The sequence below is a fragment of the Rhizobium mongolense subsp. loessense genome (assembly GCF_900099775.1).
Taxonomy (GTDB): Bacteria; Pseudomonadota; Alphaproteobacteria; order Rhizobiales; family Rhizobiaceae; genus Rhizobium; species Rhizobium loessense.
The window spans coordinates 456536-470070 of record NZ_FMTM01000004.1 but is presented as its reverse complement, the minus strand read 5'-3'; the positions used below and the strand labels follow the sequence as shown (position 1 = coordinate 470070).

The following is a 13535-nucleotide window of genomic DNA, read 5'->3' as shown; positions in this document are numbered from 1 at the left end:
AGAGCGCCGGAGGGAGGGGAATCATGAGCATCGAAATACTGTCCATACTCTTGTTGATCGGCATGTTTGTCGTCGCAACGATCCAGCCAATCAACATGGGCGCACTTGCTTTCGCCTGCACGTTCCTGCTCGGCACGCTCATCATCGGTATGAAAGCCACCGATATCTTCGCAGGTTTTCCGAGCGATCTATTCCTCACTCTGGTCGCCGTGACCTACCTCTTTGCGATCGCGCAGATCAACGGCACCATCGACTGGCTTGTTGAATGCGCCGTGCGTCTGGTCCGAGGGCATGTCGCATGGATTCCCTGGGTGATGTTCCTCGTCGCTGCGGTCATCACCGGCTTTGGAGCGCTGGGGCCGGCAGCCGTGGCCATCCTTGCGCCGGTGGCGCTGAGCTTTGCCGTGCAATACAGGATCCACCCGGTGATGATGGGCCTGATGGTCATCCATGGCGCACAAGCCGGCGGCTTTTCGCCGATCAGTGTCTATGGCGGCATTACCAATCAGATCGTCGCGAAGGCGGGCCTGCCTTTGGCTCCGACATCGCTGTTCCTTTCCAGCTTCTTCTTCAATCTGGCGATTGCCGTACTGGTGTTCTTCGTTTTCGGCGGTGCGCGCGTAATGAAGCAGCAATCGGTGTTGTTCGGCCCCTTGCCCGATCTGCACCCTGAAGGCGTATCGGAATCGATCAGAGGCCATGGGGGGACACCCGCAAAGCCGATCAGAGAGCATGCCTACGGCACGGCCGCCGACACAGCTGCAACATTTCGCCTCACCAGCGAGCGGATATCCACCTTGATCGGCTTGACGGCTCTCGGCATCGGTGCACTGGTCTTCAAATTCAATGTGGGTCTGGTCGCCATGACTGTCGCAGTCGCTCTCGCGCTGCTGTCACCGAAAACTCAAAAGGCGGCAATCGACAAGGTAAGCTGGTCGACCGTGCTGCTGATTGCCGGCATCATTACCTATGTGGGCGTCATGGAAAAGGCCGGGACGGTCGACTATGTCGCACACGGCATTTCAAGTCTCGGCATGCCGCTCTTGGTTGCGCTGCTGCTCTGCTTCACCGGAGCCATCGTCTCGGCCTTTGCATCGTCGACAGCGCTCCTTGGCGCCATCATTCCCTTGGCGGTGCCATTCCTGCTGCAAGGTCATATCAGCGCCGTCGGCGTGGTAGCGGCAATCGCGATCTCGACAACGATCGTCGATACCAGCCCGTTTTCCACCAATGGCGCGCTCGTCGTTGCCAACGCCCCGGATGACAAACGCGAAAGGGTGCTGCGTCAACTGCTGATTTACAGCGCCCTGATCGCGATCATCGGGCCGCTGGTTGCCTGGTTGGTCTTCGTCGTGCCTGGGCTCGTCTGACGCGGCGTGCCGCAGCCGAAAGCAACCGCCTGCCGACGGTGAAATTACCGGCGCCCGTCAGTCCCATGGGCGCCGGCAAAAGCGTGCCTGGTGTATGACTATGGCCCACAGCCGGCCGCAATTCGGCTAAGCAGCCCACTCTCCGCGCAGTTCCATGCGCGAAGCAAGTCGCGGTTTGGATGAAGACCGACGGCAACGCCGCTGGACAGCGACGCCTGTCCACAGCTACTGCGGCCCGCGTCCGGAATTACGCACCAAACAATCGGCGGTCCCAATAGACCGGCTGATGCAGGCTTGCCCGAATTTGTGGGAACTCCGGATGAGCCGGATCGAGACGCGCTACGACGCTGGGCACCAGGAGGATGGTACTTCGCCTTTCCAAGCACCATTGTTCGCCGAACTTCTTACTTACGGTCGCCGGCATCGCATCCCAACCAGAAAGTGTTGGCGGCGAGAAGACTTCATAGGTTAGTCCGCGCGGGATTATGATCTCGACATAGTGCTGGCTGGGTGGCAAACGGCCGCTGCCATGCACCAACTTTTCGAGCACGGCCGTAGAATAGTGCTCGGTGCTGTAAATCATCGGACTTCCGGGCGTATTCCATCGGCGCCGGGGGCGATAGTCGAGCCGGTAGCATCAAAATGGGATAGGCCCTATTAGGATCACCGATCCGGAAGGGCGACAAGGTCCGATCAAGAACCTGTGAAGGCCGAGTACGTTCGCAACGTCTTCAAAGGCCAACATCATTAGATCCTCGTTCCAGATGAGGCTACATATAGCCTCAGATGGCACACGCCACTTGCGGAAACTCCGGCCGCGGAGCCATAACGCCACCTTGGCCAGGTCTCAAATGCTCCCATGTGCGGTCAGATCAAGATACGATCGAGTGCGTCTTTCACTCTTGGCATGTCTGATGGCGGCAAGGGCAGGATTGGCCGTGGTGGCGCGGCGCGGCAAAGGCCAAGGGCGTCAGCTATCGCGTACATTACGCGGAAGCTGCCAAACTCCTTGAAGAGCCTCCACAAGGGTTGAAAGGCCTGATCGAGGCGTTCGACCTCGCAGGCGTCTCCAGCTTGGGCTGCTCGCGTGAGAGCAACGGCTTCGGAAGGCAACAGGCCGGCGATCACGCTGTACCAGGCGTCGCAGCCCGCCAGTAGTGCGTCGGCTGCGCCCCAGTCGCCACTGTAGCCGATTGCGAAGCCGTCCGGCGTGCGCCTTCGCAAGCGCGTAAGTTCAGCCTTGACATCCCCATGGGTGGGAAGCGGCATTTTCACGGCGACAATGTTCGGTGCGCTCGCCAGACGGACGATCAGATCGTCGGTGAAGGTGAAGCGGGTGGTGCTCGGGTTGTTGTAGATGCACAAGGGCAGCTCACCCGCTTCCGCAACGGCCAAAATGTGCTGAAAGACCTCCTCTTCCGTCAGCGGAGTATAGGACATGGGAGCCAACAGAAGACCATTCGCTCCCGCCTTCCTGGCATCACGGGCATGCGCCTGAGCCTCGTCGGTTCTCAGCGCGCCGACACCGACGATGACAGGTATCTTCCCGCCAACGCAGGCCATTGCCGCCTCGACGGCACGCTGTCGCTCGTGTCTCGAAAGGAAAGCGTAACCGCCGGTGCTTCCCAGCAGTCCGATGGAGTCGGCACGGGCCGCACAAATGCGTTCGAGGAGGCGTGCAAGCGCGGCCGTGTCGACACATCCGGAGGCATCAGTGGGCGTGATGGAAAAGGCCGAGAGGCCAGCGAAGAGCTTCATGACGCTTCCCCCATACCTTACGTGCGCGCCAGCAGCAGCCGGAGACCGGCAACGCCGAAAAACAGTGCCAGTACTCCTTCGATCCATCGCCTCGCGCGACGGTACAGGCGTACCATGGGTGCTGTCGAGAAAATGAGCGCATAGCCGCAAAAGATGGTCACGCTCAACACCGCGCAACCGCCAAGGATCGCCGCAAGCGTGTGCCATGACGAGTTCGGGCCAAGACCCAGCGTCACCAAGGCGATCCACGCAAGGATCGATTTCGGATTGCTGAGGTGCATGAGTAAGCCACGCCGGTAGAGTTCTGCTCCCGACACTGCAGTACCATTCGGCCCCCTATGCGAGACAGCCTGATCGCCCGAAGCGAGTGCGGCTTTGCCTGCCTTGAAGGCGAGATAAAGAAGATAAAGACCACCGAAGATTTTGAGTACGATGAGCGCTTCCGCATAGCGGGTCAGGACTGCTGAGACTCCCGTTGCCGCCATCGCACCCCAGAAGATCGAACCGCTGACCACGCCGGCAGCGAGTATGAGGGCCGCACGCCGCCCGTTATGCATTGCCACCCCCATGATCCGCATATTGCTGGGGCCGGGGCTTCCGGCGGCTATAACATAGGCGGTGTAGACAATCAGGAGATGGTGGAGTTCGTCAGACAATCTGAGGCCCAATCATGCTGTTGGTTGTTACGGAAGATCGATCGAAGCGTAACGCGCAAATCGTGCGCCTGTCTGTATCTTTGGGCGCCACGATCGACTTTTTATGACGTCGCCGAAAGCGGGAAAATGGGCGATGCACTTTCGACCCCTGCGGACACCCCGGCAGATCGGCGGCTACATTTCCCTCAGTAGGTTAAAGGCAATCATCCACATCGTAAGAGTAATGAGCGTTTCCAGAATTCGCCACGATGCCGGCTTCGAGAAGATCGGACGTAGCCAGGTCGCACCGTAGCCCAGCGAAAAGAAGAACACAAACGAGCCGGTTGCGGCTCCCGCCGCGAACGATACCTCGTATCCCGGAAACCGGGTCGAGATGGTGCCAAGCAGCACGACCGTATCGAGGTAGACGTGCGGGTTGAGCCAGGTAAGAGCAAGACAGGTCGCAAGAGTCGCTCGAAAATTCGATAGACCCGCCTCCTGCACCGCCAGCGCTCCCGACGAGCGGAAGGCGGAATAAAGGCTTTTTGCGCCGTACCAGATCAAGAACGCCGCTCCTCCATAGCGCATTGCCGGATCGAGCCAGGGCAGCAACGCGCTGATCTGCCGGAAACTGGTCACGCCCAGCGTGATGAGCACAGCGTCCGACAAACCACATGCGAGGCAGACGGCGAATACATGCTCGTTGCGCAGGCCCTGGCGCAGCACGAACGCGTTCTGCGCGCCAATCGCAACAATCAGGCTGAGCCCCATCACGAGGCCGGTCCCAAAAACCGGAAAATTCACCTTAAACCGCTCCCGAAATATCGAGACTTTCCGCTATTGCAACCCGTCAATTTAGTATAGTTAATGTTGCTAACGTTGATTAAGCAAAACTAACTCATGATCGATTATTCCGCTCTTCGCGCCGTATCGGCGGTCGTTCAAGCAGGCAGCTTCGAGAAGGCCGCGGGCATTCTCAACGTGACGCCCTCGGCTGTCTCGCAGCGCGTGAAACAGCTTGAGGAACGTCTTGGCATCATTCTGGTCGCGCGGGGCACTCCCTGCACTGCAACGGAGAAGGGAGAATGGCTCTGCCGGCACATGGAGAATGTCGGAATGCTCGAAGCAGATTTGTTCAAGCATCTGCCCGCCCTTGTCGATCCGGCCAAACCCGAGCCGAGGGTGACGCTGCACATTGCGACGAATGCCGACAGTCTTGGAACATGGTTCCTGACGGCCATGTCCAGTTTCGCCACACGCTCTGCGTATCTCTTCAATATTGCGATCGATGACGAGGATCATACCGCCGAATGGCTGCGGCGTGGGCGGGTGGTCGCTGCCGTCTCCAGCCTGGAAAAGCCGGTTCAGGGCTGCCGGCGCATGTTTCTCGGCGCGCTCCGATATCATGCAACGGCGAGCCCCGATTTCGTTGCCCGGCATTTTGCTCAGGGCGTAACGGCCGGGGCCATCGGCAATGCGCCCGCATTGACCTTCAATCAAAAGGACAGGCTCCAGAGCCGTTGGATACGTCAGGTGCTCGGAGAAGACCTCAGCCCTCCGACCCATTGGCTGCCTTCGACGCAGGCTTTCATCGAGGCCAGCCTGTCCGGAATGGGATGGGGGATGAACCCGGCCCGCCTCGTGCGCGAGCACTTGGACTGCGGGCGTCTGGTGGAGCTGATTCCGGAAACGCCACTGGACGTTCCTCTGTACTGGCAAATGAACCGTCTTGCAGCAGATCGGCTGGTTGACTTGACGCGAGAAGTCACGACCGTAGCCAAGCATCATCTGCTGGGCTGAAACGGGCGCAAATGTCGGGACTTTCGTCGTCCTGACAAATCGCAAGCGGCGAAAATACTTCCTCTTTAAGCCGAGCGATTTGCGATTGGCTTTGCGCCAGTATCCAGGCCCTGAAAGCATCCATCGCAGCTGCCGGCTCTTTGCTCTGCAGCCTGGTGAGCCAGTAGCTTCCCGTAGAAATCAAATAGGGAAAGGGCTGAATAATTGTGCCAGCTGCCAGTTGACGACCGAACATAAGCGGTGGCGCCAAGGCAACGCCCGCGCCCTGAATTGCGGCTTCCATCATCGATAGCGAAGAATCGAACACCATCCCTCTTAATGGCGAGGGCGGATTTTGAACCCCGCCGGCTGCAAACCAGTTGGGCCATTCATCACTTCGATAGGACATCAACAGTGTGTGCCGCATCACTTCGTCCGGCGATGATAGCTGGGCTGCGATATCCGGATTACACAAAACGGATAGGGGAGCTTCGAAAAGCTCGCTTGCGTCCAGACCGTGCCATGCGCCGGAACCGAAGCGGATCGCAAAATCAAGTCCTTCTGCCGCGATGTCGACACGATTGTTGTTGGTAGAGAGCCGAAGGTCGACGAAAGATGCATGGCTGGCAAAGTCGACAAGGCGTGGCAGCAGCCAGCCGACCGCAAAGGTTCCGACCGCCCCAACCGCCAGGACCTCGCGGGTCTGGCCGCCTTCGAACCGGTCAAGCGCGCTTCCGATCCGGTCGAAGAAATCCCGCACGACCGGTAGCAGTGACAAACCTTCCTCGGTAATCAGCAAGCCGCGCGGAAGCCGGCGGAACAGCGATACTTTCAGCATCTCTTCGAGACGCTTTACCTGATGGCTGACAGCTGCCTGCGTGACGCAGAGTTCAATTGCTGCTCGGGTGAAACTGAGATGCCTAGCCGCAGCTTCGAAAGCGCGAAGCGCGTTGAGCGGCAGTCGAGATCGATCCATCGAAAACCCAAAAGAATCTAATGCCGCACTTGCAGTATCATCGTCTGCTGCAGCAAATCCAGGTCCCTACAGTCGCGGTATCGAACCACTATAGGTGATGAAAAAAGTCATTGCGATGGCGTGGCCCTCTGCTCCCCGTTTGCTGCATTTTCTTCGTCGACCATGGCGTATCGAAGACGTCGGTAAGCAATTCAGTGCACGCCGGTCTAGAGCACTGCTGGAACACGAGAACTTGTGATCTCGCGCGCACCTTTGCGGCGCGGTAATGTCAGACTGGATTCGTATCCTGCATATCCTGCATATCCTGCATGGAGCCACAAATCTCGCCTGCTGAGATAGAAGATAAGCAGGCTTTTAACCGACTGCGATCGCGCCGCTGTCATTCGAAAATATGCGGTCCTGCTCTTGTCGCAGCCTCAACAGCTCGGAACTTCCATCGATTTCGACGTCACCGCACAGGATTGGATTTCCCGCCGATACCGGCCGAACCAGCCTGCGGTTGGCTGCGAGATAAAAAGGCACCGGACTTTGGGCCGACATCGCCTGTGCCGGCACCATCCTGCCCGAAACATTGGTGATCGAATGATGATGACCGCTTGCCGCAAGCAGCGTTCCCGCCGGCAGGTCGGCATCGGCATGGGCGATGAGGTCAATGACCGGCTTCGGCGCCTCGGCCCCGCTCGACACGCCCTTGAGGCCGACTTCCAGGATGCTGCTTGCCGCCTCGACACCCAAAAGGTGGCGCGGCAGATAGAGCATTGCGGTACGGCCCGAGCGGCTGACCACGTGACCCTTTTCGGCAAGCATGGCCCATGTCTCGGCGTCGTTGCATTCGACTGTAACGAAGACGCCACCGGCGAAGCTGACTTCGCCAGGGAGCCGGAGGCAATGAAACACGTCTAGAGTTGATTTGCGAGTGAGCAGCCCACCCTCCTCCACCGGAGAGAAGAAGTCTGCCACTTCCCCGATCCGGGCGATGGGGGCGTGCAGATCCAACCGATCCACCGTGAAGCCGCTCGCATTGGCAACAAGGGTCAGCTCGCAAAGATCGGGCACCGTCCTCTGGGGCAACGCCACTGCCGCCTGCGCCCTGCCCGCTGCGACATCCGGGGCCGCCAGGCTACCCAGCTCGAGCCATGCGGCAAATTCGGGAGCGTAGAGCGACGTGCCGTTGGAGGTCAGCGTGTTTTCGGCCGGATCAAAGACGAAGTCGTATTCGCTGGATTTGCCGGCGGCGATGATAGTTAGACCGAGAACCTGGGCCCAGCTGATGAGCCCCATGAGAAGGCTTGGCTGGTCGCCATCGACAGGGGTTACCAGCACATTGTTGCGGCGTGCCCGCGCAGCGAGACCAGGGCCCACCACGCTGTCGACCTCCTTTGACACGAGCGCCACATGCTTGCTGGCATCGATGGCAAGGCGCGCATGCCGCGCGCCGGCTTCGGGATGGCCGGTCGCCTCGACAACCACGGTAAACGGAAGAGCGAGCACTGTCTCGAGGTTGTCCGTTGCGATGAACCGATGCTCGGCCCAGGCAGCCGCGGCTTCCTCTTTTGTCCGGCAAAGGGCGATTTCATCGGCAGGCACCCCGATCGAACGCAGTGCGGTCACTGCAGTTTTCGCGGAAAGATCGACCGCGACACGCGTACTGACGAGCGGCGTTCTGCGGCTCTGAGCGAGGAAGCTGCGCCCGAACGCACCGGTGCCGACGATGCAGCAGTCAACGGGGGCGCCTTTGGGGAAGTAGCTATGGTAGTTCATGATGGTTCCACCTCGTAAGAAAAAGCGGCGGCCGGCCCTAGTGGGCCGAGCCTGCCGCACCCCGCCGCCGCAACCGGGAGAGCAGTTTGACGGCCTGGGGAACGACGACGAGCGCCAGCGCCAGCGTGGTGATGGTCCCGACAAGCGGATTAGAGAAGAAGACGCCAAGGGAGCCGTCCGAGATGATCATCGATTGATGGAAGGCATTTTCAGCCTTATGGCCAAGCACCATGGCAAGCACCAGCGGCGCAATCGGGAATTCAAGCTTGTTGAAGACGAAGCCCATGACGCCGAAGACGAGCACCAGCCAGAGGTCGAACGTTTCGCTGGAGACCGTATAAGCGCCGACGAAGCAGATCGCGACGATGACTGGCCCGATGATCGAAAACGGAATACGCAGGAGCGCTGCGAACATCGGCACCGTGGCAAGGACTAAAATTACGCCGACGATGTTCGACACATACATGCTGGCGATCAAGCCCCAGACGAAATCGGGCTTGGTTGTGAAGAGCATCGGTCCGGGCGTGAGGCCCCAGATCATCAGTCCTCCCATCATGACGGCAGCTGTCGCCGAACTCGGCAAACCGAGCGCCAGCATCGGCAGCATCGCGCACGTTCCCGCCGAATGATCGGCCGTTTCTGGTGCGACGATACCTTCCGCACGCCCGCTGCCGAAGGCCTGGCCCGGCTTGGAGCATTGCCGTGCGATACCATAGCTCATGAATGACGCCGCAGTTGGCCCACCTGGAGTGATGCCCATCCAGATCCCGACCGCGCATGAACGGATGACTGTGGTGAAGTATCTGGGCAGTTCAGCGATCGTGCGGAGCACGTCGCGCAGATCGATCCTTGACGAGAGGCCGCGAAATTTGTGGCCGTCCTGGACCGTCGCGAGGATTTCTCCAATTCCGAAAAGCCCGATGACGACCACGAGGAAGCTGATGCCGCCAATGAGCACGTCGAGCCCGAATGTCAGACGAAGCGATCCGGTGACCGTATCCATGCCAACAGTCGAGAAGAGAAGCCCAAGTCCCAACGAAACCACCGTTTTCAACGGAGCAGCGCTGCCCATCCCGACAAAGGCGCAGAAGGCAAGGAAATAGACGGCAAAATATTCCGGTGCGCCGAAACGCAGGGCGAAGCTTGCTGCCCACGAAGACAGAAGCGTAATGACAACGACCCCGGCAAGCGCACCGATGCCCGCCGACATGAAGGCAAGTGTCAGCGCGCGCGTGGGCTGGCCTGCACGGGCCATCGGATAGCCATCAAACGTGGTTGCAACCGAACTCGGCTCACCGGGAATGTTGAAGAGGATGGAGGTAGTCGATCCCCCGAACAGGGCACCCCAGTACATCGACGCGAGCAGGATGATGGCCGACACCGGATCCATCGAGAACGTCAGCGGAATGAGCAACGACACGCCATTTGGCGCGCCAAGACCCGGCAGTACGCCGACGATCAAGCCAAGCATCACGCCCACTACCATGAGCATGATGTGGTAGGGCGTCAAAGCGATCTGGAATCCATCCAGCAGCAGCCCAAAATTTCCCATCGAAGCCTCCCTGTCGTTCAGTAAACGCCGAACATGTTTTCGACCGGACCCTTGTGCAGCGGGATCTGGAAGACGATCTCGAAAATCACATAAAGCGCCACGGCAAATCCGAGACCAAGGGAAACGGCTGCAAGGGGATGATATTTGCCCTGTCTCCACGAGACGTAGAAGAGATAGAGAGCGCTGCCGACGTAAAGGCCAAGCTGGATGGCAACGACCACGAAGACTGCCATCGGCAAGAGAAAGGAGGCCAGACGGCCGACCTGTTCGGCCTCCAAGAAGATCTCGCGGCGCCTTTCCCCGTGCCGTCGGAGTGCAAAAAGCGTCTGTGCGGCGGAGGCGACGCTCGCCAGGAGCACAATCAGCCCGACATAAAAGGGAAAATAACCAGGTTGCGGACCGGAGCTTTCCCAACCCACTCCAAGATCGAGCGAGCCTGTCGCAGCAAGAAGTCCGATCCCCGCGGTCAGTGTCGCGGCGACCAGCTCCATGTGGATACGTTTAATGTGCATTTGCTATCCTCCCTATGAGAAAGAATCGGTCCGGCGGCGCCCGCCGGACCGATCATCTCACTGGACGAGCCAGCCTTCGGTCTTGAAGACCTTGACGGCATTCGTCTCGCTGGTCGCGATGAATTCGCCGAGCGCCTTGCCGGTCAGAAAATCACCGGTCTGCGACGTCTTGCGCACATACTCTTTCCATTCGGAGGTTTCGCTCACCTTGCGAAGAACCTCGGTGTAGTAGGCGAGTGCATCCTCCGGAACATCGGCTGCAGTCCAAACAGTGCGCGGCATCTTGTAGGATTCGATCGGAATCCCGGCCCCGATGCAGGTCGGAATATCCTGCCAGCCCTTGCCGTCATGGATCGGCTCGCTTTTTGCCATCTGCGTGGACGAGAAGACACAGAGAGGCTTCACGGCGCCAGCTTGCCACTGGCCGACATTCTCGTTCGGGTTGTTGACGTTTGCAGCCACGTGACCACCCGCCAATTGCACGCCGACTTCGCCGCCGCCATTGAACGGCACATACTTGAAGCTCGCGCCAGTCTGCTGTTCGATCAGGGCGACAAGCGTCTCGTCCGTATCCTTGGACTGGCTGCCGGCAAAGGCAACCGTTCCAGGCTTTGCCTTGGCGGCCTCAACAAGGTCCGTAGGCTTCCCATATGGGGAATCGGACTTTACCCAGATCAGGAATTCGTCAAACGCAAGAGCTGCAACGGGCGTCAGATCCTCGGTCGAGTAGGCCATCTTCGCCACATGGGGCAGCAGATAGGCGTTGTTCGTTCCGAAATAGAGCTTGTTCGCGTCGCCCTTGTTCTGCCTTGCATAGAGAAACGCTTCCGCGCCGCTGCCGCCGCCCTTGTTCAGGACGACCATCGACTGATCCATCAACTTGTACTTCGTGATGATGGACTGGATGGTGCGTGCGAAGTTGTCGGTCCCGCCGCCGGCGCCCGAGGCGACGACGAACTCGACCGGGCGGTTCGGCTCGAATGCGAATGCCTGGGTAGCCGCGCCTAGCGCCGCCAGGATAGTGCATGCAATGGAAAAAGGCTTCTTCATCGTTACTCCTCCTTTGAACTCATTCGGCACGAACCCTCCTCCATGCCGGCGATGCTGCAGATTTCTGAAGTCAGGCCGCAGCAGACAGTGCTGCAGCCCTCCTGGCCATGCGCGCCGCCAGAAGCAACGCCTCGCGGCTAGCGCCTACATCGGCGACGCCCTTTCCAGCGATGTCATAGGCCGTGCCATGGGCCGGCGTGCATAGCGGGAACGGCAGGCCACCTATCATGGTCACGCCCTTGTCGAAACCGATCAGTTTCATCGCGATCTGACCCTGATCGTGATACATGGTCAGGACGGCGTGAAACTCTTCCTTGAGCGCGCGCAGAAAGACGGTATCGGCAGGGAACGGGCCCGCGACGTCGAAACCGGCTTTTTGCGCGGCTGCCACGGCCGGTTCGATGATATCAATCTCTTCCGTCCCGAAGTTGCCGCCATCACCAGCATGCGGATTGAGGCCCGCGACGATGATCCGCGGATTTTCGTGACCGGCGCTCTTCAGGCATGCCTGCGTCAGAGCCAGCTCGGCGACAATCCCCTCCACCGACAGAGCCGACGCAACCTCCGCCAGTGGTATGTGCGACGTCACACGTGCGTTCCAGACGCGTTCGAGAACATTGAACTCGCGCGCCTTGCCAGTAAAACCGATGACGTCGGCAACAAAACGGATTTCGTCGTCGTAGCCCGGATAAGCGTAACGCATCGCCTTCTTGTTGAAGGGGGTAAAGCAGACGGCATGCGCTCGGCCACTGTCGGCAAGCTTCAGCGCAGTGCGGAAGTTCGTCGTGGCGAAAGTGCCGCCTGTAAGTGTCGCCTCGCCGCGGACCACGTCGGCAGGACTAAGATGCGCAAGGTCGATGAAGACGTGGCGATCCTTACCCGCCTGCTCGAAATTGTCGAGCGGCGCACTAGCAAGGTTCAAGTCGAGGCCCGCTTCCTTTGCTCCGCCCTCGAGAATACGACGGTCGCCGATCACGACAAGATGCGCCGCCTCGCGGATTTCCGGAAGGGCGATGATGCGCGCGGTAAGTTCGGGGCTGATGCCGGCCGGATCGCCCATCGCAAGAGCGATTACTGGACGCGTTTCGCTTGCGCCGTCTTTGGTCATGAACCTCTCCACATGTTTCTCCTCGAAGAACCAGATACACCAGTTTGGCATTCAATATCAAGAGCACTGCATGCTGTATGCAGAATATTCCATTGACTTGATCGCTGCGGAGTTTCATTAGGTGACCTCAGCGAGCGCCCTCATATGGAGAATCAGCGTGGTCCGGATGAACTCAGTCAACGTGGGTGCGGGTGATGTCAGCAGCGTTGCGCCGCTGCAACGAACAGCCTTGCACGACACGCTTGTGAACCACCTGCGCGACATGATCATCGAGGGTAATCTCGCGCCGGGAAGCCGCATCCATGAAGGCCACCTCGGTGAGCAGCTTGGCGTTTCAAGAACCCCGTTGCGTGAGGCGATCAAATACCTGGCGAGCGAAGGGCTCGTCGAGCTCGTCCCCAGTCGCGGCGCAGTCGTAAAGCGCTTCAGTCCGAAGGACGTCGAGGACATGCTGACGGTGTTGCAATCAATGGAGGAGCTAGCCGGACGGCTCGCATGCGAGGTCGGCTCCGCCGAGGAAATCGCCCATGTTCGCGCTCTTCACGACGAAATGCTGGACAAATACAGGTCGGGCGACCGGCTGAACTACTACAAGCTAAACCAGGCCATCCATACCGCAATCGTCCAGATGGCGCACAACGCAACGCTCTCGAACATGCATACGACGTTGCAAACGAGGCTGAAGCGCATCCGTTTCGTCGGTCATGAGGGCCCTGAGAAATGGGCTGCCGCGGTTGCCGAGCATGAAGAGATGATCGTCGCCCTGGAACAGCGCAATAAGCCGGCATTGTCGGAGGCGCTTGGACGGCATCTGAAAAACGCCTGGGAGCGCGTCAAGGACGGTGTGTGAGCCACGTTATGCCGGCGCTCTAGGATCGTCATGACGCACCATGAGCCAGAAGTGAGATAAAGATCGTCGCCAAGCATGCTTGAGAAGTAAGCAAGGTCGCAGGTCGCATCGAGTGAGATGCCCCTGTTGCGTTGCAGACGCGCAGTCGCTGCGAAGCGAAAATCTCGATCCCAGATGGTTTTCG

12 protein-coding genes and 1 pseudogene are annotated in these 13535 nt (G+C 59.4%); 3 read left to right on the top strand and 10 right to left on the bottom strand.

Annotation, left to right across the window (positions count from 1 at the left end; genetic code table 11):
- The first annotated feature begins 23 nt into the window (after positions 1 to 23).
- Positions 24 to 1370, top strand: a complete 1347-nt coding sequence (locus BLP23_RS17290; RefSeq protein ID WP_092586081.1) for an SLC13 family permease — start codon at positions 24 to 26, stop codon at positions 1368 to 1370.
- Between the two features lie 247 nt (positions 1371 to 1617).
- Here the strand turns inward: BLP23_RS17290 and BLP23_RS17285 are convergent.
- From BLP23_RS17285 to BLP23_RS17270, 4 genes and pseudogenes are all read right to left on the bottom strand, one after another.
- Positions 1618 to 2056: pseudogene (locus BLP23_RS17285) on the bottom strand (RES family NAD+ phosphorylase).
- Between the two features lie 181 nt (positions 2057 to 2237).
- Positions 2238 to 3128 carry a dihydrodipicolinate synthase family protein gene (locus BLP23_RS17280; RefSeq protein ID WP_092586080.1) on the bottom strand — a complete coding sequence of 297 codons (891 nt, stop codon included), beginning with the start codon at positions 3126 to 3128 and terminating at the stop codon, positions 2238 to 2240.
- Positions 3129 to 3145: 17 nt separating this feature from the next.
- Positions 3146 to 3784, bottom strand: a complete 639-nt coding sequence (locus tag BLP23_RS17275; protein WP_092586079.1) for a LysE family translocator — start codon at positions 3782 to 3784, stop codon at positions 3146 to 3148.
- A 174-nt stretch (positions 3785 to 3958) separates the two neighbouring features.
- The gene (locus BLP23_RS17270) at positions 3959 to 4567 is read right to left on the bottom strand and encodes a LysE/ArgO family amino acid transporter (RefSeq protein ID WP_092586078.1); all 609 of its coding nucleotides are present in this window, start codon (positions 4565 to 4567) and stop codon (positions 3959 to 3961) included.
- 96 nt (positions 4568 to 4663) lie between these two features.
- Between BLP23_RS17270 and BLP23_RS17265 the strand changes: the two genes are divergently transcribed.
- Positions 4664 to 5563, top strand: a complete 900-nt coding sequence (locus BLP23_RS17265) for a LysR family transcriptional regulator ArgP (protein WP_092586077.1) — start codon at positions 4664 to 4666, stop codon at positions 5561 to 5563.
- Here BLP23_RS17265 and BLP23_RS17260 read toward each other — a convergent pair.
- The 6 genes from BLP23_RS17260 to BLP23_RS17235 form a co-directional block, all read right to left on the bottom strand.
- Positions 5529 to 6518 (bottom strand): LysR family transcriptional regulator, encoded by a 990-nt coding sequence (locus tag BLP23_RS17260; protein ID WP_092586076.1) that lies wholly within the window; start codon positions 6516 to 6518, stop codon positions 5529 to 5531. The two genes, BLP23_RS17265 and BLP23_RS17260, sit on opposite strands and share 35 nt — an antisense overlap.
- 354 nt (positions 6519 to 6872) lie before the next feature.
- Positions 6873 to 8279, bottom strand: coding sequence for an NAD(P)H-dependent oxidoreductase (locus tag BLP23_RS17255; RefSeq protein WP_092586075.1), 1407 nt, complete (start codon positions 8277 to 8279; stop codon positions 6873 to 6875).
- A 37-nt stretch (positions 8280 to 8316) separates the two neighbouring features.
- Entirely contained in the window at positions 8317 to 9831 is a 1515-nt protein-coding gene (locus BLP23_RS17250; RefSeq protein ID WP_092586074.1) for a tripartite tricarboxylate transporter permease, read from the bottom strand.
- A 17-nt stretch (positions 9832 to 9848) separates the two neighbouring features.
- Entirely contained in the window at positions 9849 to 10343 is a 495-nt protein-coding gene (locus tag BLP23_RS17245) for a tripartite tricarboxylate transporter TctB family protein (protein WP_092586073.1), read from the bottom strand.
- A 57-nt stretch (positions 10344 to 10400) separates the two neighbouring features.
- A complete protein-coding gene (locus BLP23_RS17240) occupies positions 10401 to 11393 on the bottom strand; it encodes a Bug family tripartite tricarboxylate transporter substrate binding protein (RefSeq protein ID WP_324613745.1) in 993 nt (330 codons plus the stop codon).
- A 70-nt stretch (positions 11394 to 11463) separates the two neighbouring features.
- Positions 11464 to 12501 (bottom strand): 4-hydroxythreonine-4-phosphate dehydrogenase PdxA, encoded by a 1038-nt coding sequence (locus BLP23_RS17235; RefSeq protein WP_092586072.1) that lies wholly within the window; start codon positions 12499 to 12501, stop codon positions 11464 to 11466.
- 166 nt (positions 12502 to 12667) lie between these two features.
- On the opposite strand from BLP23_RS17235, the gene BLP23_RS17230 reads away from it, so the two are divergent.
- Positions 12668 to 13351 (top strand): GntR family transcriptional regulator, encoded by a 684-nt coding sequence (locus BLP23_RS17230; protein WP_092586071.1) that lies wholly within the window; start codon positions 12668 to 12670, stop codon positions 13349 to 13351.
- Positions 13352 to 13535: the final 184 nt, after the last annotated feature.

What these genes read in the sequence shown, in the direction of transcription:
- BLP23_RS17265 (WP_092586077.1), top strand. Translation starts at nt 4,664, where the DNA reads ATGATCGATTATTCCGCTCTTCGCGCCGTATCGGCGGTCGTTCAAGCA.
- BLP23_RS17230 (WP_092586071.1), top strand. Translation starts at nt 12,668, where the DNA reads ATGAACTCAGTCAACGTGGGTGCGGGTGATGTCAGCAGCGTTGCGCCG.
- BLP23_RS17280 (WP_092586080.1), bottom strand. Translation starts at nt 3,128, where the DNA reads ATGAAGCTCTTCGCTGGCCTCTCGGCCTTTTCCATCACGCCCACTGAT.
- BLP23_RS17260 (WP_092586076.1), bottom strand. Translation starts at nt 6,518, where the DNA reads ATGGATCGATCTCGACTGCCGCTCAACGCGCTTCGCGCTTTCGAAGCT.
- BLP23_RS17245 (WP_092586073.1), bottom strand. Translation starts at nt 10,343, where the DNA reads ATGCACATTAAACGTATCCACATGGAGCTGGTCGCCGCGACACTGACC.
- BLP23_RS17290 (WP_092586081.1), top strand. Translation starts at nt 24, where the DNA reads ATGAGCATCGAAATACTGTCCATACTCTTGTTGATCGGCATGTTTGTC.
- BLP23_RS17250 (WP_092586074.1), bottom strand. Translation starts at nt 9,831, where the DNA reads ATGGGAAATTTTGGGCTGCTGCTGGATGGATTCCAGATCGCTTTGACG.
- BLP23_RS17255 (WP_092586075.1), bottom strand. Translation starts at nt 8,279, where the DNA reads ATGAACTACCATAGCTACTTCCCCAAAGGCGCCCCCGTTGACTGCTGC.
- BLP23_RS17240 (WP_324613745.1), bottom strand. Translation starts at nt 11,393, where the DNA reads ATGAAGAAGCCTTTTTCCATTGCATGCACTATCCTGGCGGCGCTAGGC.
- BLP23_RS17235 (WP_092586072.1), bottom strand. Translation starts at nt 12,501, where the DNA reads ATGACCAAAGACGGCGCAAGCGAAACGCGTCCAGTAATCGCTCTTGCG.